Annotated in this window: 21 protein-coding genes; 4 read left to right on the top strand and 17 right to left on the bottom strand. The window is 39.3% G+C overall.

The window, feature by feature from the left end; genetic code table 11:
- Positions 1 to 216: 216 nt before the first annotated feature.
- Positions 217 to 2,451, bottom strand: coding sequence for a glycoside hydrolase family 127 protein (locus L8T27_RS05100; RefSeq protein WP_237941010.1), 2,235 nt, complete (start codon positions 2,449 to 2,451; stop codon positions 217 to 219).
- A gap of 354 nt (positions 2,452 to 2,805) precedes the next feature.
- Between L8T27_RS05100 and L8T27_RS05095 the strand changes: the two genes are divergently transcribed.
- Positions 2,806 to 3,915, top strand: coding sequence for a GntR family transcriptional regulator (locus tag L8T27_RS05095; RefSeq protein ID WP_282581422.1), 1,110 nt, complete (start codon positions 2,806 to 2,808; stop codon positions 3,913 to 3,915).
- A gap of 38 nt (positions 3,916 to 3,953) precedes the next feature.
- Here the strand turns inward: L8T27_RS05095 and L8T27_RS05090 are convergent, their stop codons facing one another.
- The 14 genes from L8T27_RS05090 to L8T27_RS05025 all read right to left on the bottom strand — a co-directional run bounded on the left by L8T27_RS05090 (position 3,954) and on the right by L8T27_RS05025 (position 18,226).
- Positions 3,954 to 5,231, bottom strand: a complete 1,278-nt coding sequence (locus L8T27_RS05090; protein WP_233317174.1) for a glycoside hydrolase family 27 protein — start codon at positions 5,229 to 5,231, stop codon at positions 3,954 to 3,956.
- 100 nt (positions 5,232 to 5,331) lie between these two features.
- Positions 5,332 to 6,213 carry a helix-turn-helix transcriptional regulator gene (locus L8T27_RS05085; RefSeq protein WP_233317175.1) on the bottom strand — a complete coding sequence of 294 codons (882 nt, stop codon included), beginning with the start codon at positions 6,211 to 6,213 and terminating at the stop codon, positions 5,332 to 5,334.
- 214 nt (positions 6,214 to 6,427) lie between these two features.
- Entirely contained in the window at positions 6,428 to 6,760 is a 333-nt protein-coding gene (gene isdG, locus L8T27_RS05080) for a heme oxygenase (protein WP_233317176.1), read from the bottom strand.
- Between the two features lie 12 nt (positions 6,761 to 6,772).
- Positions 6,773 to 7,546 (bottom strand): ABC transporter ATP-binding protein, encoded by a 774-nt coding sequence (locus L8T27_RS05075; RefSeq protein WP_237941009.1) that lies wholly within the window; start codon positions 7,544 to 7,546, stop codon positions 6,773 to 6,775.
- Positions 7,546 to 8,544 carry a FecCD family ABC transporter permease gene (locus L8T27_RS05070; protein WP_411410690.1) on the bottom strand — a complete coding sequence of 333 codons (999 nt, stop codon included), beginning with the start codon at positions 8,542 to 8,544 and terminating at the stop codon, positions 7,546 to 7,548. Before L8T27_RS05070 ends, L8T27_RS05075 begins: the two co-directional genes overlap by 1 nt.
- Before the next feature lie 2 nt (positions 8,545 to 8,546).
- Positions 8,547 to 9,494 carry an ABC transporter substrate-binding protein gene (locus L8T27_RS05065; protein ID WP_237941008.1) on the bottom strand — a complete coding sequence of 316 codons (948 nt, stop codon included), beginning with the start codon at positions 9,492 to 9,494 and terminating at the stop codon, positions 8,547 to 8,549.
- A gap of 8 nt (positions 9,495 to 9,502) precedes the next feature.
- Complete coding sequence (gene srtB / locus L8T27_RS05060; protein WP_233317179.1) at positions 9,503 to 10,255, bottom strand: class B sortase; 753 nt, start codon at positions 10,253 to 10,255, stop codon at positions 9,503 to 9,505.
- Positions 10,256 to 10,271: 16 nt separating this feature from the next.
- Positions 10,272 to 11,042 (bottom strand): ABC transporter ATP-binding protein, encoded by a 771-nt coding sequence (locus L8T27_RS05055; protein WP_233317180.1) that lies wholly within the window; start codon positions 11,040 to 11,042, stop codon positions 10,272 to 10,274.
- A complete protein-coding gene (locus L8T27_RS05050; RefSeq protein WP_237941007.1) occupies positions 11,032 to 12,015 on the bottom strand; it encodes a FecCD family ABC transporter permease in 984 nt (327 codons plus the stop codon). The genes L8T27_RS05055 and L8T27_RS05050 overlap by 11 nt, the downstream gene beginning before the upstream one ends.
- A 15-nt stretch (positions 12,016 to 12,030) precedes the next feature.
- Positions 12,031 to 12,912, bottom strand: coding sequence for a heme ABC transporter substrate-binding protein IsdE (gene isdE, locus L8T27_RS05045; RefSeq protein ID WP_233317182.1), 882 nt, complete (start codon positions 12,910 to 12,912; stop codon positions 12,031 to 12,033).
- A 68-nt stretch (positions 12,913 to 12,980) separates the two neighbouring features.
- Positions 12,981 to 16,145 (bottom strand): NEAT domain-containing protein, encoded by a 3,165-nt coding sequence (locus tag L8T27_RS05040; RefSeq protein WP_248574473.1) that lies wholly within the window; start codon positions 16,143 to 16,145, stop codon positions 12,981 to 12,983.
- A gap of 89 nt (positions 16,146 to 16,234) precedes the next feature.
- Positions 16,235 to 16,696: an NEAT domain-containing protein gene (locus tag L8T27_RS05035; RefSeq protein WP_237941005.1), complete on the bottom strand. Its 462-nt coding sequence runs from the start codon at positions 16,694 to 16,696 to the stop codon at positions 16,235 to 16,237.
- A 42-nt stretch (positions 16,697 to 16,738) separates the two neighbouring features.
- Entirely contained in the window at positions 16,739 to 17,398 is a 660-nt protein-coding gene (gene isdC / locus L8T27_RS05030) for a heme uptake protein IsdC (RefSeq protein ID WP_233316800.1), read from the bottom strand.
- Between the two features lie 231 nt (positions 17,399 to 17,629).
- Positions 17,630 to 18,226 carry a thioredoxin fold domain-containing protein gene (locus L8T27_RS05025; RefSeq protein ID WP_233316799.1) on the bottom strand — a complete coding sequence of 199 codons (597 nt, stop codon included), beginning with the start codon at positions 18,224 to 18,226 and terminating at the stop codon, positions 17,630 to 17,632.
- Positions 18,227 to 18,406: 180 nt separating this feature from the next.
- On the opposite strand from L8T27_RS05025, the gene pepT reads away from it, so the two are divergent.
- The 3 genes from pepT (at position 18,407) to rpe (ending at position 21,138) form a co-directional block, all read left to right on the top strand.
- Positions 18,407 to 19,636, top strand: coding sequence for a peptidase T (pepT, locus tag L8T27_RS05020; RefSeq protein WP_233316798.1), 1,230 nt, complete (start codon positions 18,407 to 18,409; stop codon positions 19,634 to 19,636).
- Between the two features lie 165 nt (positions 19,637 to 19,801).
- Positions 19,802 to 20,269, top strand: coding sequence for a hypothetical protein (locus L8T27_RS05015; protein WP_233316797.1), 468 nt, complete (start codon positions 19,802 to 19,804; stop codon positions 20,267 to 20,269).
- A 221-nt stretch (positions 20,270 to 20,490) separates the two neighbouring features.
- Positions 20,491 to 21,138, top strand: a complete 648-nt coding sequence (rpe, locus tag L8T27_RS05010) for a ribulose-phosphate 3-epimerase (RefSeq protein ID WP_237941004.1) — start codon at positions 20,491 to 20,493, stop codon at positions 21,136 to 21,138.
- Positions 21,139 to 21,196: 58 nt separating this feature from the next.
- Here rpe and L8T27_RS05005 read toward each other — a convergent pair whose 3' ends face one another.
- Together L8T27_RS05005 and L8T27_RS05000 are read right to left on the bottom strand one after the other, a co-directional pair.
- Positions 21,197 to 22,348, bottom strand: coding sequence for a M20 family metallopeptidase (locus L8T27_RS05005; protein ID WP_237941002.1), 1,152 nt, complete (start codon positions 22,346 to 22,348; stop codon positions 21,197 to 21,199).
- Between the two features lie 454 nt (positions 22,349 to 22,802).
- On the bottom strand, positions 22,803 to 23,504 hold the full coding sequence (locus tag L8T27_RS05000; RefSeq protein WP_233316794.1) for a GntR family transcriptional regulator: 702 nt from the start codon (positions 23,502 to 23,504) through the stop codon (positions 22,803 to 22,805).
- Between the last annotated feature and the right edge of the window lie 47 nt (positions 23,505 to 23,551).

Here is a 23,551-nt window from a genome sequence, read left to right as displayed (position 1 = left end):
ATTTAAATGTATCTGTCTAGTTCTTCCTTTACTTCTTTAAAATCTTTATACGTACAAGAAGCCTGTTGTCTCTGTTCATAAACATTTCTCATTCATCCTTACAACCAGATAACTTTTATCAACTTGTACGTATAACTATAATGTAATTCTAACATCTATTGAAATTATTTCAATCTCTTTTTTGAAAATTTTTTATTTATTTTCAACTTGTATGATTTAGCCCTTTATTGTCCTTAGCTCAAAAACTTTCGGCACCCTTTTGTCTGGATGTGCCCGGAATGTAATGGAAATTCTGTCTGTTGCCACACTAGGAATCTCATATTTAACGTATACAAATTGACTCATTTCTTCCCATTCAATCTTTCCGTCGGCAAGCTTCCTGTCATCTGCTAACACATCAAATTCCTTCATGCTGTTCCATTCATTTTTTGTATAAGCTGCTATAAGACTATTATTTTCGTTTGGCAAGACTGTCAGATTAAATCTGAAATGCCCATTCGGCCATGTGTCGCGGTACTTCCGGTTAGACACAGTTCCAATTCCGACATGCTCTCCTTCAAACTGATGGTCGCGCTCTGGCTGCATTTCTCCAGGCTGAACGAAATCAAGCGTTTTTTCTTGCAGCGCTTGTTCCTTTTGAAGCGCTTCTTTATAAGCTTTCTCCGCTTCCTGCCACTTATCTTTTGTAAACACATCCCAATAAACAGTCGCACTTCTGTCATGCAGAAGGTAAAACGGCAATAGCTTCACATCACGAGGATTGCCGATGCCATCCAGCCTGTATTCTGCATCAGCAGTAGCGACTATTGCATGAATTGGATCATCATCTGTCACAAGGACCGGTGTAAATAATAAATCCTTCGTAACCTGTGCGTCACTTATCTCCCCTAAATCTCCTGCAAGCACAATCGGCCCGTGTAAAAAAGCGACTCTGTCTGGATTATCCAGGATTGCTTCCTTGCGAAGTGTCATTGGTATATGAATATCCAGCACGTCTCCCTCCTGCCAAACTCTTTCTATTTCAATAAGACTCGCAGGCTGATTATCATGCTGGTACTGTTCACCGTTTATGGAAATTTCCATTCCACTAACCGCCCAGTAAGGATATCTTAAATAGAGAGAAAAAGCCTTTTCCTCTTGGCAAGACAGTTCTATTCTAATTCTGCCATTCTGTGGATATTCTGTTTTTTGCTCGACAATAACCCCCAGGTTATCCCAGTCAAGACGAGAAGGTATATATTGATTAACATACAGTTTATTTTCATCATGAAAATAAATGGCATTGCCATGGCTCGCATGGTTTTCCATCCCAGATCCTACACAGCATGTAAAGCTGTCAAACTTAGAGTTGTATTTTTTATGTCCGCCCATATCAAGTGACACAAAATAACAGACACTACCATCATGCGGATTTTGTGATGCAAGTATATGATTGTAAAGAGCTCTCTCATAGTAATCGCCTTCTTCAGCTGTAGGTTTCCACTTGAAAAGATGCTTTGTAAGCTTCAGCATATTGTATGAATTGCATGTTTCACACGTATTTTCACCGAGGCGGTCATTCAGTTTGCCAGCTTCGCCAAAATGCTCATTAAGTGAATTACCTCCAATTACATAGGAATGCTCATGAACGACAGTGTCCCAAAAGAACTCAGAAATTTCCTTGTACATTTCGTTGCCGGAGATTTCGTACTGCCTTGCCGCAGCGACCACTTTCGGTATTTGTGTGTTAGCATGCCTTCCAGCTAAAGCATCCCTTCTATCTGCTAATGGACTTAATACTTCTTTATGATAAAATCTTTCTGAAAGAGCAAAAAATCGGTCGTCACTAGTATGGACTGCCAAGTCAGCAAGAACCTCTGCCATTCCCCCGAATTCACATTTAAGCAGTTCATCCATCTGCTCTTCAGACAAACCCCTAACCATGTCCTCAAGCCAAAGTCCCAGCTTTATTTCCACTTGAAGCGCCTTTTCATTATCTGTGTAAATATACGCATCTCTTAAACCAGCAAACACTTTATGCATGGTGTATAAAGGCACCCATCCTCCATTTAAGTCAAAGCCTTGAGAATAGATTTTGCCTTCTTTTACTTCCTGAAAAATCCCTTTCCCTCTCGGTATGCCACAAATTAAACCTGTTCCGTCCGCTTGTTGGCAAAGCGCTAGTTCGTCAATTATATATGCTGTTCTTTCATTAAATCTGCTGTCACCTGTTGCAGCTGCCATCATAGAGCATGCAGAAATATAATGTCCAAGCGTATGGCCGGAAATTCCTTGTTCTTCCCAGCCCTTATAATGATCTGCTTTCGGCTCTAACCCTGCATATTGTCTGTATCTGGACAATAGCTTATCTGGTTTGAGCTGCAACAGATAATCTCTGTTTAATTCCATCGCATGTTTAAACGGGCCATCCGTAATTCTCACTTGCCTTAAATGAAAAGCTTCAACTGTCATTTTAGCTTCACTTCCCTATCTCTTATTTATAAGCAGTAACTGCAATTTAAGCATCCTTATATGTAAGCGCATTCTATAATAAAAATTTTATGCTAGTTGTTCGTACATGTCAACTGAATTCCTTTTACATTTCTAGACATGTATTATTCTTTTTCGCTGAAATGGAGAACAACTTGCATACATTCACTTGTACGAAAACACCCTCTTTCCTATAAGCTGAAAGGTGTTTTCTCCAAGTGCATTAGGTAAAAAATTTAATGATAGTTTTTTTCGGTGTTTTTTGGTACGATATCTCTATATCTAATTTTGTACGTATAAGTTACAGATATGGAAACGCGAGAAAGTGGTGATAGTGTGGCACAACAAACAAAATACAACATGGTAAAAGAACAAATTACCGAATGGATTACAACAGGCAAAGTAAAACCAGGAGAAAAAATTCATTCTGAAAATGAACTTGTCAAAATGTTTGGCGTAAGCCGCCATACCATTCGCCAAGCAATTGGAGATTTGGTTCATGAAGGATGGCTGTATAGAGAACAAGGTGCCGGAACGTTCTGCTCCGACAGAAATACAAGTACAAATTCTGCTGGTCAAGCAGTGAAACGCACAAAGAATATCGGGGTAATTACCACTTATATTTCTGATTACATCTTCCCTTCTATTATCAAAGGCATTGAATCTTATTTATCGACAAAAGGCTACTCCTTAACCTTTGCATGTACGGATAATGATATTGAAAAAGAAAAGCAAAGCTTGCAGACTATGCTTGGTAGCAATATTGACGGCCTGATTGTTGAACCGACAAAAAGCAGTAATTTCAACCCTAATATCAGCTATTATTTGGAATTAGAGCAAAATAAGATTCCGTATTTAATGATTAATCAGTTCTACTCCCAGCTTGCCCCGCCTTATATAATCGTCAATGATGAAAAGGGTGGGTATATCGCTACAGAGCATTTAATTAAGCTTGGACATAAACGAATCATCGGCCTTTTTAAAACAGATGATTTGCAAGGTGTCAACCGGATGAAAGGTTTCATTCAAGCATACAAAGATCATTCCGTTCCTTTCTTTCAGGATATGATCATTAACTTTACAACAGAAGACCAAGACAAATCCTTGGAAACTTTGCAGGAAATTTTAAAAAGAGAAGACAGGCCGACTGCGATTGTTTGCTATAATGACCAGCTTGCGATTAAAGCAATCAGCATTTTGCGCACAATGGGCTTATCTATTCCTAATGACATTTCCATTCTAGGCTTTGACGATTCTTTTTTAACAGAAGCTTCAGAAGTCAAACTAACCTCTATTACCCATCCAAAAATGAAAATGGGTGAAGAGGCGGCCAAGTGGATTGTCGCTGCTGTTGAAAAGAAAAGCAAACCTGCCCCATCGATTGTCTATGAACCAGAAATAATCATCAGAGATTCAACTGCGGCAGTTCCTGTCGTAAAACAATAAGCAAAAAGGCTGAACGATTATGTTCAGCCTTTTTGCTATTATGTTATTTTATATAGTCTACTGCTGTGGGGTGCAAGAGTTACTTGGATTTTTTCTTTATTGGAAGTGGCTTCATTGCTCCAAACATCCTTCACTGTAGAAGAACTGTCCCCCCCTAATTCCTCTAAAGAAACCTCTATTTCACAATGTGCTTCACCAATATTGAATAGAGCAACATAAACAGCATCTTCAGGACCATTGGCAGTCCAGACAACTTTATTGTCTTCTCTAAACAAAAGTCTGCTGTGAGAACCTTTTTGGTTTAGTTCCAGCATATCTTTATTTGTAAGCAATGACAGTGTCCAGCTGTCATTATCCCGAAGCTCTCCGCCAAACATAAGCGGTGAACGGAAAATCGACCATAAAGTCATCATCGTAACCTGTTCATCTTTTGTAAATCTTGTCCAGCGGTCTGCTCCCCCTCCATCAACGGAGCGAATGCCAATATGCCCTAATGGCAGCATATCGCAGTCCGGCCAATAGCCTGGTCCCGAAAGACCGCTCCACTTCTCGCATCTATCAAACATATCGTACAAAAGCTCCCATTGGTCCCAATAATCATCTGTCATTCTCCACATATTCGCATTATCACGCAATGTGTCTGCAAACTCTAATGGAGCAGGTCCTGGCGAAAGGCTTAAAACCATGTCTCTGCCGCAATGATCAATCGCCTTTCTGATCAGCTCGATTTCATCCACATGTGTGTTGTAAAGCTTTGATGCAGCAATATCATCGACCTTTACATAATCGACTCCCCATTCAGCATACAGCTTAAACAGCGAATCATAATATGCTTGTGCCCCTTCCTTGCTCGCATCTATTCCGTACATATCAGTATTCCATGGACAGATAGAATTAGGATGAGCAATATCGCGGGCTGTATGAACAGAGTTTAAAATAGGCGTATTCTGATGAACAGCTTGCCTTGGTATCCCTCTCATAATATGAATGCCGAATTTTAAGCCAAGGCTATGTACATAATCCGAAAGCTCCTTAAAACCTTTTCCGTCGGCAGCGGAAGGAAACCGATTGACTGCAGGAATTAAGCGGGAAAACTCATCCATTTCCAGTTCAACAAATGGACGATACATAGAGGAGTTCGCACCAGGCTCATACCACTGGATATCTACAACAATATATTGCCATCCAGACTCCTTTAAATGCGTTGCCATATATTCAGCGTTTCCTCTAACTTCCTCTTCTGTTACAGAAGCGCCGTAACAATCCCAGCTGTTCCATCCTAGTGGAGGAGTCTGGGCAAAACGATGATGATTCATTACTATTCACATCCTTCGCGATTTATAAGTTAATCTTAAAGGAAACGCATACAGCACATCTACGATAACTTTTTGCTTATATATGTAATATATTGCTATGTTAATCTAATTTTAATTGATGTAAATAAGCATGTTCTGTCGCCAAACGAAATTCACCTGGCGAAATGCCAATCCACTGATGAAATACTTTAATGAAATAACTGCCCGTCGAGTAGCCAAGCTCCTGAGCAATTGCCTCCATTGTCATATCCGTCTCTCTTAGAAGCCTGATTGCCTCTTCCATCCTAATCTTTGTTAAGTACTCAATAGGTGTGTATCCTGTTGTTTTTTTATATAGTCTTGTAAAGTAATACTTGGAAAGATTAACTTTATCCGCTATTTCCTCCAAGCTTTGCAAGCACTGGTAAGATGCCTCCATATAAGATGCAGCTTCTGCTACTGGCAGGGGCCATGACTGTTTTGCCTTTTTCGCAGATACTTGATGTCTGAACAGTTCCATAACAAACTCATAGACAATCGCAGAGGCCCGAAAGCCATCTGTTATGTGGTTTTTCGCAGCACTGGCAAAAATCCTTTTTAAGAAACGAATCGGCGAGCTGTCCTCTGACATAGAAAAAACAGAGCCAATATTAGACACGACCCTTTGCCATTCTGCTTCAATATTGGTAGGACGGAACATAATAAATAGAATCTCCCAATTCGAATTATTTTCCAGAAAAAAATAACGATGGTCGCTTGGTATCTCGACCATAAAGCCGGTTCCCTTTTCTAATTTATGGAGAGTTCCTTCTATTTCAATGTAACCACAGCCTTCGAGTGTATATTGGAACAAAAAAAGCGGACCATCTTTACGTGTTAATCCATTCCAATGATAAGCTTCCTTTGTAATACTTTGGTTTCCTACAGCAAACAGCTGATAAAATGATTGATTCAATGTGTCTAAAAACCGAAAACCATATACTTCCTGTTTATTATTTGACATGGTTGCTCCTCCAAAAAAATGTAAGCGCTTAAATTTATGTGCAGGATAATTTCCTTTATTAGACTTATTGTCTATTATCATACAACATTACCTAATTTTCCACCACTTTTTTAAAGCGTTTTCAATCCTTAGAGAAATGATTGCTTTTACTGCCAATGACAGATAGCTTAAAGACAAAAGAAAAAGGAGCCTTGACAGCTCCTCTTTTTCCTCATTAGTTGCCAGCAACCTCTTTAATAATCGGCTTCCGTTGCACTCTCACTTCATATTTTGTAGTTTTGTTTTCAATAATGAATTCAGGAACACCGCCTCTATGTGCGTGTGATTCTTTAAATTCCTCACTTCCTACCCAGCCTAAGAAGCCTTCTTTGTTTTCCCATCTAGTGACGATAGTAATTTCCTCATAATCTGTTGTCCCAGCAGTCAACAGTACTTCTAATCCGATAAATCCTGCTTTTTCTTCAATTTTTCCAGTTCTGTTAAATCTCTCGATAAATCCTTCTGCAAATCCTTCTTTAACCTTTACCGTGTTTGTTACAATATACATATTTTCTTCCTCCTAAATTTCGTAGTTTGGGATAATAATAGGATAATTATTTTCAAATTTTATTCTTGCATCAATTTCATACACGTCTTTTAGCAATTGAGCTGTTAAAATACTTTGCGGTTTTCCAGTTTGATAGACTGCGCCATCCTTCATAACAATCAAGTTATCACTGTAAGCCCCTGCGTATTGCAGCTCATGCAATACCATAATGATAGTAATCTGATACGTTTTATTTATTCTTGTTAAAAGTTTCATCAGCTCCAGCTGATGGGTAATATCTAAATAAGTAGTTGGTTCGTCAAGCAATAAAACCGGTGTTTTCTGGGCAAGCGCCATGGCAATCCTCGCTCGTTGCATTTCCCCGCCAGATAAATGTCCTACCATACGATCGGCCATTTTTTCTAACCCAGTTTCTTTTATTGCCCACGCAATAATCTCTTTATCTTCTGCTGAAGCAGTTCCGGCAAGCTTTTGAAATGGAACTCTCCCATAGGCAACTAATTCTTTCACCGTAATATTTGGCATTATTTCTTTTGCCTGCAGAAGCATGGCAATTTTCTTTGCATACTCTTTTCTTTTATATTTATGAATGAGCTGATTGTCCAATGTCACATTGCCGCTGTCTGTTTTTAAGAGCCGTGCAAAAAGTTTTAATAGTGTCGATTTCCCTGAACCATTGGGACCAACAATTGCTGTCATTTTTCCCTGTGGAAATTCAAGGTTAATATCATGGAGACGAAATTTCCCTTGCGCAAACCTCAAATCCTCTGATTTTAACACTGTCATTACAATATCCTCCTTCGACGCAGCAAAATGATGAAGAAAGGACCACCTAGTGCTGCAAGCAAGATACCGACAGGCAATTCAATTGGATCAAACAAGCTTCGTGCTGCCGTATCCGCAATGACAACTAAGGCTGCTCCGCCAATAATGGAAAAAGGCAGCAAAAACCGATAATCTTCTCCGATAAGAAGGCGTATGATGTGGGGAACCACCAATCCAACAAACCCAATCAAACCGGCAACACTGACGGCAATCCCTGCTAAAAAAGAGGCGAGCAGAATAATCAGCATGCGAATTAACTCTACATTTTGTCCTAATAATTTCGCTGCATCATCTCCTAAAATCAATATATTAACAGGTTTAATGGCGAGCAAGCTGACAAGCAGCATAATGATTGTATACGGCAAGATGATATCAACATGATACCAGCTTCTCCCGTTTAACCCTCCCGACAGCCAACCAATTACAGATTGGACTCTGTCGCTGTACAAGACCATTACTCCATTCATAATTGCTCCAAGCACTGCATTCATTGCCACACCTGCCAGTATAATCTTTACCGGTGATGCGCCTTTATCCCAAGCAAACATATAAATCAAAACGGTTGTTAAAAAGGCCCCGATAAATGCAATAAACGGCAATAAATAGCTGTACTGTGGAAATATAACCATTGTGATGATAGCGAACAAGCCACCGCCAGACGAAACTCCGATAATACCTGGATCTGCCAGCGGGTTTCTCATTACCCCTTGCAGCAATGCTCCTGATGCAGCTAGACATGCTCCAACACATAAGCCGACAATAACTCTCGGAAGACGGAGATTGTATACAATTTTTTCATACACACCTTCTCCACCTGATGCGAGCACACTCCATAACTCCTTAAAGGACACAGAAACTGCGCCAAATGATAAGCCTGCATATATGGCAATAAGCAGCAATAATAGGAGACTCACAAGGACTGCCATTCGTTTTTTCTTTCTTTCTACATATTCCAACATGCTCACTCCAAATGATTTAACAATTCAACCAAGTATTGCACAGCGTCAACTGCTCTTGTACCTGGATTTGTGCCAAATAAATCGGCAGGCAAGATTTCTACTCTGTCATTTTTAACAGCATCTAATGTATTCCAAGCAGCATTTTGTTTCATTTCTTTTAGAAAGCCTTGTTTAATTTCCTCTGCATCACCATGTGTAATTAAGAGAACGGCATCCGGGTTTGCTTCCACAACTCTTTCTGTATTTATTTGTGCATATTGCGGGAATTTTTCTAAGGCAGGATAATCACTTGCTACATTTATCCCTCCTGCCGCTGCTAAGAAATCACCGCTTAATGAATTTGGCAATGCTGCCATATACGTGCCTGGTGCACCATAAACAAGAAGCACACGTTTTTCCGAATTTTTTAAAGCAGAACTAGCAGCCTTCAAGTCTGCATCCAATTCCTTTATCAACTGATCAGCTTTATCTGTACTTTGCAGCATTTCTCCATAAAGAGTAATCTGCTTTTTAATATCTTGAATAGAGTTTGCTTCTGTCAAAACTGCTTTCGTACCTAGCCCTTCAATTGTCGGCACATCCTCCTGATTAAAGCCAACATTTGCTAACACAACATCCGGCTGAAGCAGTGCGATTTTTTCATAGTTAACTTCATGTGTTGTTCCAATTTGCTCAGCGTCCTTTGCGATTTCAAGCTTGCTTTCGTCTGAAAGTGTTGGTTTCCCAACTACTTCTACTCCAAATGCATGCATTAAATCAACATCTCCACTGCCCAAAGCCGCTACCTTTTCCGGTGCTTCCGTAAATGTTACAGTACGGTCTGCAAAATCAGTAACAGCTATAGAATCAGCACTCGACTCTGCTGTTTCTCCGCCTGTTTTTCCACATGCTGCAAGCAGGAAACCTATACTCAATATAGACATATACTTTCCTATTTTTTTGTTAAGCAAGATTTGTATCAACTCCTTTTCACCAGCTTGGCATGAACAACCAGCCTTCCTTCCAGTGAATCAATCGCATAATCACATGTTGATAATGTAACAATTCGATCTTCCGGACTAAACTCCATTTCTGTATCATACAAAGATTTCTCCTGCAATAAATCAACAAAATCAAGATATTCACTGTCTGCAGAAAAATCTGTTTCAATATAATAGAAATCCGTTGTAGTTTGATAAACAGAAAAGACTTCCAGTTCATAGCCTTCATATAAAGAATCTAAGTGAATTTTTTTATGTTTTTCAAAAAAGGACTCATTTAAATATTTCTTTAAACCGCTGAACATCGTACCATCCTTCATTCTATGTCCGTAAATTATGGTATTTTTATTGTTTTCAAGCTTTTTATCATTTCGGTAATCCAAAAAGATACTGCCAGCACGTGTTTCTTCTTTTTTATAATTTCGGGTCAGATAAAATTCATTATCAGAGGAATGTAGGATAGGATAATTTATTTTTGTATCATCAACTGTTATCCAGCCGACCATATCTTCATTAATTTCCAGCAATGGATCAAATGAGGAGCGGATGGATGTTGGCTGTAAGCTTTCGTCCGACGTTTGATTAGGTTTATAGATTTCCTGCACCGTTTCCAGCACTTTTCTGTTGGTGTAGTAATCATATAAAGGAGGAACTAGTTTATAGACTGAGTAAACAAAGACTAGAACGGCCATGATGGTAATTATTCGTTGGATTATCAGCTTTGCACTCATTGTTTCCCTTCCTTTCTCAAATGCTCAACGGAACGATATATAAACCTGTTTCGTCATCCTCATTAACGACTATATGAACATCATAAATTTCTTTTATTTTTTCCTGTGTAATCACTTGTTCCGGACGCCCATAAGCTTTTATTGCCCCATCCTTCATAACGATGACCAAATCGGAGTATCGGAGCGCCTGGTTCATATCATGGAGAACCATAACGATTGTAATGCCGTGAACAGTATTTAATTCTTTAATTAATGACAGTAATTCTAGTTGATGATAGATATCCAAATAGGTTGTTGGTTCATCTAAAAATAATATCTCTGTTTTTTGTGCAAGTGCCAGCGCTATCCAGACACGCTGTCTTTGCCCTCCGGATAATGCACTCACAGGTGTATCCTTGAAGTCTTGCAGTTTGGTGCATGCAAGTGCCCACTCTATTGCATCTGTATCTTCCTCATTGTCCTGTTTCCAAATCTTTTTATAAGGTATTCTCCCAAACTGTATTAGCTCTTGGACTGTCATATCCTCTGAGATGTGGTTTGTTTGGTTAACCATCGCAATTTTTCGGGCAAAATCCTTCGCTTTATAGGAATGTATATCCTTACCATCCAAGGTGATGGCACCAGCAGTTTGTTTTTGACCTCTTGCTAAAAGTGATAACAAGGTTGATTTTCCGCAGCCATTTGGACCAATGATTGTCGTTATTTTATGCTTTTCTATCCTTCCTTCTAATTCCTCCATAAAGGCTCTTCCTTGGTCATAGGAGAAAGACAGGCCTTTAAACTCCATTTAATTTATCCCCTTTCCTCAGCAAAAAGATCAAAAATGGACCGCCTATTACTGCCATGATTGTCGAGGCAGGAATTTCTAGGGGAGCAATCAAAAGTCTTCCAAACGTATCGGCAGTTAATATCAGAAAAGCTCCTGCCAATGCCGAAAAAGGAATAAGAATATGATGATTTGTCCCGACTAGCTGTCTTGATATATGGGGAATAATCAATCCGGCAAAGATAATAATACCTGCGATAGATGTTGCCACAGATGCGAGAAATACAGCAATCACAGAAATAATAATCCGGACAAGCTGAATATTAACTCCTAATTGGACAACCTTCTTATCTTGTAATTTCAGCAGGTTACACCATGGGCTTACTAGTAACGCGAGCAGGATACCTATTAATCCAAGGGGGACAATTAACTCAACATCTTCCCAAGTTTTCATTGTTAAATTTGATGCGTTCGATGCTCCAACAGTGATATTAAAATAGGCGCAAATATTAATGAGAGCTTCTCTCAACCCTGTGAACATAGCACTCACTGCGATACCTGTCAGAATAACCCTTAAAGGCTTCAATCCAGATTTCCAGGAAAGCATATAAATAATAAAGCAAGATACCGCTCCTCCTAAAAAGGCAAATAGGGTGCTGCTGATGAACAGCGTTGGCAAAAATAACAATCCAAATAACGTAAAAAAGCTTGCACCGGCTGAAATCCCCATAATTCCTGCATCTGCCAGTGGATTCCTCATGACAGATTGAAAAAGAACACCGGAAACTGCCAAAATCGCTCCTGTAAGGAGGGCGACGATAATTCTCGGAAAACGGAGATCGACAATGACATTAACTTCTTCGTTGTTACCGTGCAGAACTCCATTTACCAATGTCATTAAACTAACGGAGATGCTCCCCTTTGCAGCAGAGTAAACAGTTATTCCAATCAGCGCCATAATTACGATAATAAAACTGATAATTTTCTTATTCATGTATCTCTTCCTTTGCTACTCATACATCATTTCCAATAGCTGGTCTAATGCCTGCGTGATGTTTAAATTAGCAGTTGTAGCGAATAACGGCTCTTCCAAGTCGTACACTCTTCCATTTTTCACTGCATTAAAATGTTTCCAAATATCATTTTCCGCAAATTCCTTGTCAAATTCTTTGGCAACTTGGTCTGGCACCCCATGTGATAAGCGTAAAATTATATCTGGGTTGGTTTGCTGTAGAAACTCCGTATTTGCAGATATGTATTCTGCGGCCTGATCTTCAACGGCATTCTTCCCGCCCATTACTTCCACTAAATTGCCGACATAAGAATTTTCTGTTGCCACAAGATAACTGGCACCAGGCACACCAAGCAATATCAACACAACTGGCTGCTCCTTATCCTTTGTCTGCTCCTCCATTTCTGCAACCTTTGATTGAATCGAGTCAACAAGCTTCTTTGCATTATCGGTTTTTTCATATTTTTCGCCAAGCTCTGTGATAGACTGAATCATATTATCGACACTTTCCAAATTCACAAAAGAGGCCGGAATATTCATGCTCTCAAACTTTTCGCTCAAGTCATATTCCAAAGTTGTTACAGACAGAACTTCTGAAGGGTTAAGAGATTTAATGATTTCCATATCAGGACTCATCGGATTGCCAACCTCCGTTACATCCTTGTACCTTTCAGGCAGAGTATATTGTGTTGTCGGCACTCCTGCTAAATCTACTTCCAGCTTATCCATGATTTCAGCAACTGCTAATGTAGTGGCAACAACTGTTTCTTCCGGTTGTTTTTCTGCCGGCTTATTGCTGGACACATCACTACTGTTATTAGAGCAGCTTGCAAGCAGAAGACATATGCATACAAATAAACATGTCTTAACGTATTTCATATTTCTCCTCCCTGAGTTAAAGCAAATACATTTTCCGCGAGATTGATTGCTCAATCTCGCAGAATATCTTAAAATGAGCGTTTGCGATATTTTCTTACCAACACGGCAAGGGAAATAAGCAGTAATGATAGATATAATGCTATTTGTGCTGTATCTCCAGTTTTTGCATTGATAACTTTATTGGTAGTTTCTGCTGTTTTTGTTTCATCAGCTGTTGTGTCTCCATCTCGGTTAAATTCAAGATTTTCACCATTGTCTGTAGTACCATCTTCTGCATTAGTGTCTTCGTGATTAATCTGGTCAAAATCATTGTCAATTCCTTCGACCGGAAGATCTGACACATCAAATAAGAAGCGGATTTCATACCAGTGATCATAATTCAACTCAGGAATTACAACATGAATATTACCAACAGTCGGATTAGCTAAATCTGCAACAGGGAATTCTACTACTGTGGAATTGCCAGATTTGCTGATTACCGTTACAGCTTTAGATCCTACAAGGAATTCAGTGATAAATTCTGTGTTAACTGTCAGTCTAGCAACTACTTTGCCGTCCTTCACAATTAGTTTTCCTGGCTTAACGAAATAAGAATCTGCCATTGATTTTTCATTATTACTTGCATGTAATACAGAATAATCAACCGTATATTCTCCATCCTTTAAGACAGTATTTTCGCCTTTATCACCTTTGCCATCTTCTTTATCTTCATCTACATTGCCTGGATTTTCTTCAGGCTTTTCTTCATTTCCATTGCCATTTCCTTCTTCGTTCCCGCCTGTACCGTTTCCATTATCTCCGGATTTTGTTGGCAGTTTGCTAGTATCATAGTCAAAGCGAACGGTATACCAATGATCGTAGCCAATTGCCGGAACTTCAACATGAATTTCTGCACTAGTTAGTCCAGTCAAATCAGCAACAGCAAATTGCACAACTGTTTTCCCAGCACTTTGGCTAATAATTTCAGCTTCTTTACCGTTAATCTTAAACTCTGTAATATAGTCATTGAATTCTACTTGAACAGTTGCATTACCATTTTTTAATGTCACTTTACCAGGCTTTGTGAAATATTGATCTGCCATTGATTTTTCATTTTGCAATGCATGTAAAATGCTGTAATCTAATTGATACTCACCATCTACAAATTGACTGTTTGCTCCTTCACTTTCACCTGGTGTTGTGCCTGGATTTTCTCCTTCACCTTCACCTGGTGTTGTGCCTGGATTTTCTCCTTCGCCTTCACCTGGCGTTGTGCCTGGATTTTCTCCTTCGCCTTCACCTGGTGTTGTGCCTGGATTTTCTCCTTCGCCTTCACCTGGCGTTGTGCCTGGATTTTCTCCTTCATCATCAACAGAAATGGAGCTTTCATCAAATACCATTCTGACTACATGACTCATTCCATAAGACATGGCTAATTGGATATTGGTTTCTCCGCTTAAATCCTGAACTTCAAAACGAAGCACTTTTGTATTGGCTGCAGCGTCTTGTGAAATGACGTCAGCACCCACATACTCTCCATTCACTTCTGCTTTAAAGCCTGTTACGAAATTGCTGGAAGACAGATTTAGTTGAATATATGTTTTTCCATTTTCAACAATTAGCTTCGCTGGTTTTGATAAGTAATTGCCCATGCTGGAAGCTTCATCTGCATTTTCCTTCCAGACTTTGTAATCGATTGTGTATGTGCCATCTGCAAGCGGTTCTTCTTCTCCTTCACCTGGCGAAGGTTCTGGATTTTCTTCTGGCTCACTTACAACAACACTGCCTTCATCAAACACCATTCTGACTACATGACTCATTCCATAAGACATGGCTAATTGGATGTTTGTTTCTCCACTTAAATCCTGAACTTCAAAACGAAGCACTTTTGTATTGGCTGCAGCGTCTTCTGAAATGACGTCAGCATCCACATATTCTCCATTCACTTCTGCTTTAAAGCCTGTTACGAAATTGCTGGAAGACAGATTTAGTTGAATATATGTTTTTCCATTTTCAACAATTAGCTTCGCTGGTTTTGATAAGTAATTGCCCATGCTGGAAGCTTCATCTGCATTTTCCTTCCAGACTTTGTAATCGATTGTGTATGTGCCATCTGCAAGTGGTTCTTTTTCTTCCAATACAGGCAAGTTTTCTGTGTTGAAATCAAACCTTACATTGTACCAATGATCATAATTAATTGCTGGAATCTCAACATGTATTTGCGCCTCTGTAATGCTGTTGAGAGATGCTAGCTGGAACTCAGCAACTGTTTTTGTGCCATCATTGCTGATAATCGTCGGATTTTCACCATTAACAGTGAATTCCGTAATCAGGCTGCTGTACTCCGTCTGCACAGTAATATTTCCATCTTTAACGATAACTTTACTTGGTTTTGTGAAGTAGTTATCTGCTATCGACTTCTCCTCTGCCGTTCCATGCAACACTGTATAGTCGACTTCATACTCACCGTCTTCGTACACGATATCTTCCTGTGGTGCAGCAGGGGTTTCTTCCTCTGACTCTCCTGCTTCTTCACCTGGATTTTCCGGTGTTGTTACAGCCTCTTCTTGCTCTTCACCTGGATTTTCCGGTGTTGTTACAGGCTCTTCTTGCTCTTCACCTGGATTTTCCGGTGTTGTTACAGGCTCTTCTTGCTCTTCACCTGGATTTTCCGGTGTTGTTGCAGGTTCTTCCGCTTCTTCACCTGGATTTTCTGGTGTTGTTGCAGGTTCTTCTGCTTCTTCACCTGGATTTTCTGGTGTTGTTGCAGGTTCTTCTGCTTCTTCACTTGGTTCTGTTTGAACAGGTAAAGAAGCTGTATCAAAGTCAAATCTGACTGTATACCAGTGATCATAGCTTATTGCTGGAACTTCGACATGAATCTCAGCTTCTGTCAGTCCTTCCAGATCAGCAACTGGAAACTCAGCCGTAGTTTTGTCTCCAGCTTCGCCTATCTTTGTAACAGGAGTGCCGTTAACTTTAAACTCTGTAATGTAATTACTGTACTCTACCTGAACTTTAGCCTGTCCGTCCTTAATGATTAATTTTCCAGGCTTTGTATAGTACTGGTCGGCCATTGATGCTTCATCATTTGTTGCATGCAATATAGTATAGCCAATACTATATTCCCCATCTGCCACAGCAGTACTGCTGTTCAATTCGGCAGCATAAGCTCTATTATCCAAAGGAATGACAGTGCTTACGATGGAAAAGACTATTACAAGAAACGCAAGTGCAATTTTTGCAGCCTTCATTCTGTTCTTTTGCTCCTTTTTAGTAGAATATGTAGCTCTTTTCATGTAGTTATTTAGTTCTGCTTCTTGATTCTGAACTAAATCGGCTGTTAGTTGGACAATCCAGTAGTAATAAAGTCAATCCTCACTGTATACCAGTGGTCATAACTAATCGCTGGAACTTGTACATGAATTTCTGCAGCTGTTAAACCCTCAATATCAGCAACAGGAAACTCAGCCTTAATTTTGCCGCCGCTTTCACTTATCTTTGTTGCCGGCGTACCATTTACTTTAAACTCTGTAATTAAATTGCTATATTCTACTTGGACTTTAGCCTGACCATTCTTTATGATTAGCTTTCCTGGTTTTGTATAATATTGGTCGGCCATTGATGCTACATTATTTGTTGCATGCAATACCGTGTAACCGATACTATATTCCCCATCTGCTACAACTGAACGGCTGCTTGACTCGGCAGCATAAGCTTTGTTATCCAAAGGAATTACTGTACTAACAACGGAAAAGACTGTTACAAGAAACGCAAGTGCTATATTTGCAGTTTTCATTTTCATCTTTTTCTCCTTTTTAGTAGAATTTGTAACTCTTATTAGAAACTATTTAACTAGCTTTTTTCTGTTTACAACATAAAATACGATAATCCCAAGGGATACAACCATTAATACAGTGAAGACAGTGATTTCTGATTGATCAGAAGTTCTTGGGTTTTCCACTTTGGCTGCTGTTTCTTTTGTTGTGTCTTGTTCAGTTGAACTTGCTGCTGTCTCAGAGGTTGAATTTGATGTTTCTGAAGTGGATGAATTAGATTGTGAAGAAAGAGCATTTGCTGAACTTTCATCAAAATCAAATCTTATCGTGTACCAATGGTCGTAATTCTGGTCTTCCACAATAACATGAATCTCTGCATTTGTAGGATTCTGAAGTGAGTTGATGTTAAATTGAACAACACTGGATTCACCATTTTTACTTATTTCGGTAACGTTTTGTCCTCCTACTTTAAACTCTGTAATAGCTGAAGTAGAAATACCTACTTGGACTTTAAGAGCTCCATTTTCGACAATCAATTTCGCCGGTTTTTGGAAATAGCCATCAGCCATTGAGGCTGAGTCATTATCTGCTCTTAATACAGAGTAATTAATGGAGTACTCGCCGTCTGCTAGTGATGCAGCTAAAGATTTAGTGCTGAAACCAACAGATAGAAATGTGAATATTGCTAATATTGCAACTATTTTTATTGCAACTTTCTGTTTAAGCAAGTATATTTCTCCCCTCTATATAGTTATATTGGTAAAGCTAAAATACGAATTTTCAGCGCCCCCCTTCCTGTACCTATTTCAGGCACAACCTGCCCTAGGTTCATATTAAATGAAAGTGATTCTCATTGTCAATTGGTTTTTTCTCAATTAGAAAATATTATTCTCATTTAGTTGATAATAAGCTGTGAAAAAAGCAGTTGTGGTTTTTTCGCAACTGCTTTTCTTAATTAGTTAATTCTTCAGCAATTTAGCCACTTCCTCCACACCGACACGATAATCGACGAGCTTGCCCTCCTTTATCTTCAGCATGGTTGGCGTCCCTGCTATTTCTAGTTCGGAGGCTGACTTTGGCATTTGATTTTCATATGCAGTCTGATGGACAGCATACAATTTATGATCATCCCTCGATTGAATAGACCAAGCTATATCCTTGTCATTTATAAAATCATTGATATTTATGGCATCATCGAGAATTTCCTTCCCATCCTCCACCCTACCAATCACTTTGTCGTACTTGTTGTGATGTTCTTGCCAATCATACCAGCTGACTGCATTTTCCTTATCGCCCATATCAACGATATAAAGTGGAGTTTCTCCAGTTTTTGTGTATTCAAGGACGACATTTTCTATTTGTTTACAGTAAGAGCATGCCTCTTGCCAAAAGTAAACAATATATTCCTTGTCAGCTTGCGTGTATGTCTCTTGAGCCGCAATTTTTTTAATGTCCTTTATTGCTTTCGGTCCGTTCGTTTGTATCAGCATAACAAGCAGCCCTGCTAAGCATATAACCACTGCCGAAAAAATTAGCCCTTTAACCTTTTTATTCATCTTCCGCTCCCTTCGTTTTGATATTTCTATTGTAGCGAACAGAAAAAGCCTTTAGACATCCTTTTGCCAGTCAATTCTGACATATTTGTGACAAACGGCTTGTTAACCCTTTTTTAAATTAAGACAGGCGAAATATTTATATGGTAAAATCGCATTAGATGCTAATAAGGAGATGAAATAATGAAAAATTCTATCATTGATCGCTTTATATCCTATGCTGTCATTGACACACAATCAAACGAGGAAAGCACTTCATGCCCCTCTACACCTGGACAGCTGACACTAGCCAAAAAGCTTGTGAATGAATTACAAGAAATTGGCATGGAAGAAGTGACAATAGACGAAAATGGCTATGTTATGGCAACACTGCCTGCCAATACAGAGAAAAGTGTCCCAACTATCGGCTTTCTGGCCCATTTGGACACAGCAACTGACTTTACTGGGAAAAATGTCCGTCCGCAAATAGTAGAATATTATGACGGCGGGGATATTGTCCTTCATTCTGATTTACATATTGTATTATCTCCAGCTGATTTTCCAGAGCTTGCAAACTACAAAGGTCATACGTTAATTACAACAGATGGAACAACCCTCTTAGGTGCTGACAATAAAGCAGGCATTGCAGAAATCATGACTGCCCTTATTACATTAAAGAACTCTGATATTAGGCACGGGAAAATCAGGGTTGCCTTTACTCCTGACGAGGAGATAGGAAGAGGGCCTCATAAGTTTGATGTCAAAGCATTTGCAGCAGATTTTGCTTATACAGTGGACGGCGGTCCATTAGGCGAGCTGCAATATGAAAGCTTTCATGCAGCCGGGGCAAAAGTCACGGTAAATGGTACAAATGTCCATCCTGGCACAGCAAAAGGAAAAATGGTCAATTCTATGAAAATCGCGATGGAATTACAAAACAGCTTGCCTTCTGAAGAAGCCCCTGAAAAAACATCCGGCTACGAAGGCTTTTACCATCTTCTATCTTTTGAAGGTGATGTGGAACAAACGAAGCTTGCATATATAATCCGTGATTTTGACAGAAAACTGTTTGAAGAGAAAAAGACAAATTTATCTGAGATTGTAGCTCAATTAAATAAGAAGTATGGAGAAAAGACAGTAGTCCTAGACCTAAAGGATCAATATTATAATATGCGCGAAAAAATTGAACCTGTTAAAGAAATCGTGGAAGTTGCACATGAAGCAATGGTAAACCTTGGAATATCACCGATTATTGAACCAATTCGCGGAGGAACAGACGGGTCCCAGCTTTCCTATATGGGGCTGCCGACACCTAATATTTTCACAGGTGGAGAAAACTTTCATGGTAAATATGAGTATATTTCAGTAGATAACATGCAAAAAGCAACTAATACTATTGTTGAAATTGCAAGACTGTTTGAAGAACGAGCTTAAATACTTAAAAGGAGGGCCTCTGCCCTCCTCTTTTTTCGTGAGCATTACTTCGCAACACGAAGGATATTTTGTACTTTTCATAGATTAGTATATAATAGTACAAGTGCAAAAAATTTGTTCGAATAAGATATGCAAATAGATAGAAGCAAAAAAAGGAGTTAAGCAATGAATTCGATTTACAAAACACATGAAGAATTAGCAGAAAACACTGAGCTGCAGCATTATATCCTCCAAACCTTTGGATTGCAGTCCAAAAAGAAACGTGTAAAGAAAAAGCTTTTAAAGCAGCTTGTTTCTCAGGAAAACTTAATTAATCAAGTGGTTCAAGAATTCCATCATGAAGGCCAAGGACAAGCGCCTGCAGCAGAATTAAAAGCATCCACACAAGAAGTTAAAGAAGTTAAGGCTCAACCAGCTGAAGCAGCAAACGCGCCTGCCTTTAGTGCTCTACCAGTCACTGCATTATTAAAAATCGGGAAAGCGTTCTTTAAAGAAGAAGAATGTGTACGTTATTACTATAATAAGAACAAGCCTGAACAATACAAAAACAAGGAATTACTTGTACAATGCATATCCGAAGGCTATCAGAACTCTCCAGAGGACGTAAAAACAGCAATCGAACAATCTATGTAATATCCATTCAAAAGACCTAATATCTCTTGCTTTTAAGCTAGGAGGATATTAGGTCTTTTTGCTGTCTTTCTTCCTCAATGGGCTGTGTTTCCGTATACTTCAATTTTCTTGTAGGCTCTGTTATAATTTTCTAAGAAGACATATAAAGCTTTTTTGTCCAAGTCATGGGCGACGTAATGGAAAGCTTGCTGCAAATTATTACATAAGTGGAGGCAATTATTATGGTTAAAATAGCACCATCCATCCTGTCTGCCGATTTTGCAAGACTAGGAGAAGAAATAAAAGATGTGGAGCGCGGCGGAGCAGATTATATCCATGTTGACGTTATGGACGGCCATTTCGTTCCAAATATCACGATCGGCCCTCTAATTGTTAGTGCAATCAGACCGGTTACAACACTTCCATTGGATGTCCACCTAATGATTGAAAATCCAGACCAATATATCCCGGCATTTGCTAAAGCTGGTGCAGATATTATCACAGTACATGCAGAAGCATGTCCTCATCTTCATCGCACACTCCAGCTCATTAAAGAGCATGGCGCAAAACCAGGTGTTGTTCTAAATCCAAGCACACCAGTTGAGATGATTAAGCATGTAATTCAAGATGTTGAAATGGTATTGCTCATGACGGTAAACCCGGGCTTTGGCGGACAAGCTTTCATTTCGAGCGTATTGCCAAAAATAACAGAAGTTCGTAAACTTGCTGATCAGTTCAATCCAGGACTTGAAATCGAAGTAGATGGCGGTGTAAATGAACAAACAGCTGTCCTTTGCAAAGAAGCAGGTGCAAATGTTCTTGTTGCCGGTTCCTTTATTTATGACAGTGAAGACAGAGCTGCAGCCATTAAAGCTGTGCGCGGCGAATAATACACACAAAAAAAAGCGAATCATTGATTCGCTTTTTTTGTGTTAAGCATTATCTAGCTTACGCTGTCATTCTCACTTTGGCGGTCAGTTTTGTTAATACTGTTGCAAGAAGCAGTGTCCGCTCAATGAAAGTATCCAACTCCAAATATTCTTCCTCACTGTGGGCATTTCCTCCAACTGGTCCAAGTCCATCTATTGTCGGAATTCCCATCGAGCTTGTAAATGCTCCGTCAGAGCCTCCGCCGGTAAAGGTGTCCTTGACTTCAATTCCAAGTTCCTTGCCAGCTTCTTTAATTATTTTTAATAGTTGAACTGATTGACTGTTTTTCTCCATTGGCGGTCTGCTTATGCTCCCCTTCACCTCAATCTCAGTGCCTTCCACGTCAGAAACAGCACAGATTTCGCGGATTTGCTTATCAATAAGAGGAGCTTGTTCCATATTAACAAGACGAACATCCACTCCAGCTTTCGCAGATGAAGCAACCGTATTGATGGATGTTCCTCCTTCAATCATTCCTACATTAACAGTTATTCCTTCTTGGTATTTAGTCAGTTTTTGAAGCTTAATGGTTTTGTATGCCAGCTCCTCAATTGCACTTCTCCCTTTTTCATGCTCAACACCTGCATGTGCACTGGTTCCCTTGACCATAATCGTATAGCGTCCCCCGCCTTTTCGAGCAGATACAATCGAACCATCCTTTCTGCCTGGCTCCACAATTAGGGCATAATCCTTCCCTCTTGCCGTTTGTTCGATAAGCTTTCTTGAATTAGCTGAACCGATTTCTTCGTCACTATTTAAGACTATTTCCACATTTTTTAGTGCAGAAGAATGAATGCTTCTTAGTGCTTTAACTGCATACAGAACAGATACAAGGCTGCCCTTCATATCAACAACTCCAGGGCCGTATGCTCTGTTTCCTTCTATTCGGAACGGGCGTTTTTTTGCAGTGCCTTCCGGAAAGACAGTATCCATATGGGCAACAATAATAACTTTCGGATCTCTAGCATCCTTATGACGCAAAACAAGATTATTTCCTGTTTTCTTCTCTTTTTTTATGGTTGAAACAAAGCCAGCCTCTGCAAACTTACTCTCTAAGATGTCTGCAATTTGGTCGACTCCTTTTTTTACATAGCTTCCGCTGTCAATATTTACGAGATTCTTGAGCAGCTCAATCATCTCTTTTTCCCTTTCTTTTAAATATTCCTCCATAATAGTGTTCCCCCTGATAATCCATGCTTTTAGCCATTATATTTTTTTTCGATGCTCTTTTAAAACTTACTTCTCTTTATTTGTTAATCTCCCCTTATCTTCGTCACGATAAGTGTGCCGTTTTTAAAGACAAGTATTGTTATAATTTTACGATACCCAGCAATGATAATAAGTCAGCATACTAACCTCTATTGCTGGTAAAATGCTTTTATATAAACTTTGACACTCCCTCTTCATTATTATTATATGCAAGTATCTTCCTGTTTGGGGACTAGGCAAATCTTTTAAATATCTTTTGATTTACGTGTATGGCCCATCAATAATTTACATACTATTCAGAAAAATTAACCGATATACAATAGTATAGGGCCAAAAAATTTATTGTCAATAAGGGTCAAACGTACTTCCCCCCTTTTTCATAATGAAAAAAACCGCTTTATAAGCGGCCTCCTCTTTAAAACGTCAATGCCAGCAGTCTTGCTGAAGCATAATTATATTTTTCTAGAGAAACGTTAAATACAACTCCTGTATTTAAAAAAACGGTATTTTCCACAACTAAGGCAGGGTCTCCTTCTGGCAAACTTAAATGAAGACCATCCTCTTTCGAAAGCTTCTCGCAATAAATGAGTTTATCGGCAAACCCTACCTTTAGTCTTAAGTCTTCTGTTATATATCGATATATAGATGATTCAGCAATTTCTGTATTCAAATATGGTACCAATGTCTTATTGTAGTAAGCTTCTTCTAAAACAAGAGGCTCGCCATTTACGAAGCGAAGTCTTTTAATATAGTAAAGAGAATCACCAGGCTTACACTTCATTTTAGCAGCCAGTTTGCTGTCAGCCAGCACGAGTGACAATTCAATGATAGAGCTGTTCATATCAGCCCCGGCCAACTCACTAGTGAGCCCCCGCATTTTTCGAATCGTTATACAGCCAGGCCTGGAAAACTCTCTCAAAAAAAGACCGCTACCTTGCACTTGATAGACATAGCCTTCATCTGCCAATATTTTTAATGCTCTTCGAATGGTATTACGGCTGACTTGAAACCTATGCATCAACTCTTCTTCTGTCGGGAGCTTTTCGTTCGCTTGGAAATTCCCTTTTAGAATATCATTCTCGAGGGCACTGGCAACCATTTGGTATTTGACTGTCATATGCTTTTCTCCTCTCGATAAAAATGGGGCAGACTTCTACCTAGAAG

Source organism: Niallia sp. Man26 (assembly GCF_022049065.2).
GTDB lineage: Bacteria > Bacillota > Bacilli > Bacillales > Cytobacillaceae > Niallia.
Note: the sequence above shows the minus strand (reverse complement) of the source record. Positions and strands in the feature narration are given on the sequence as shown.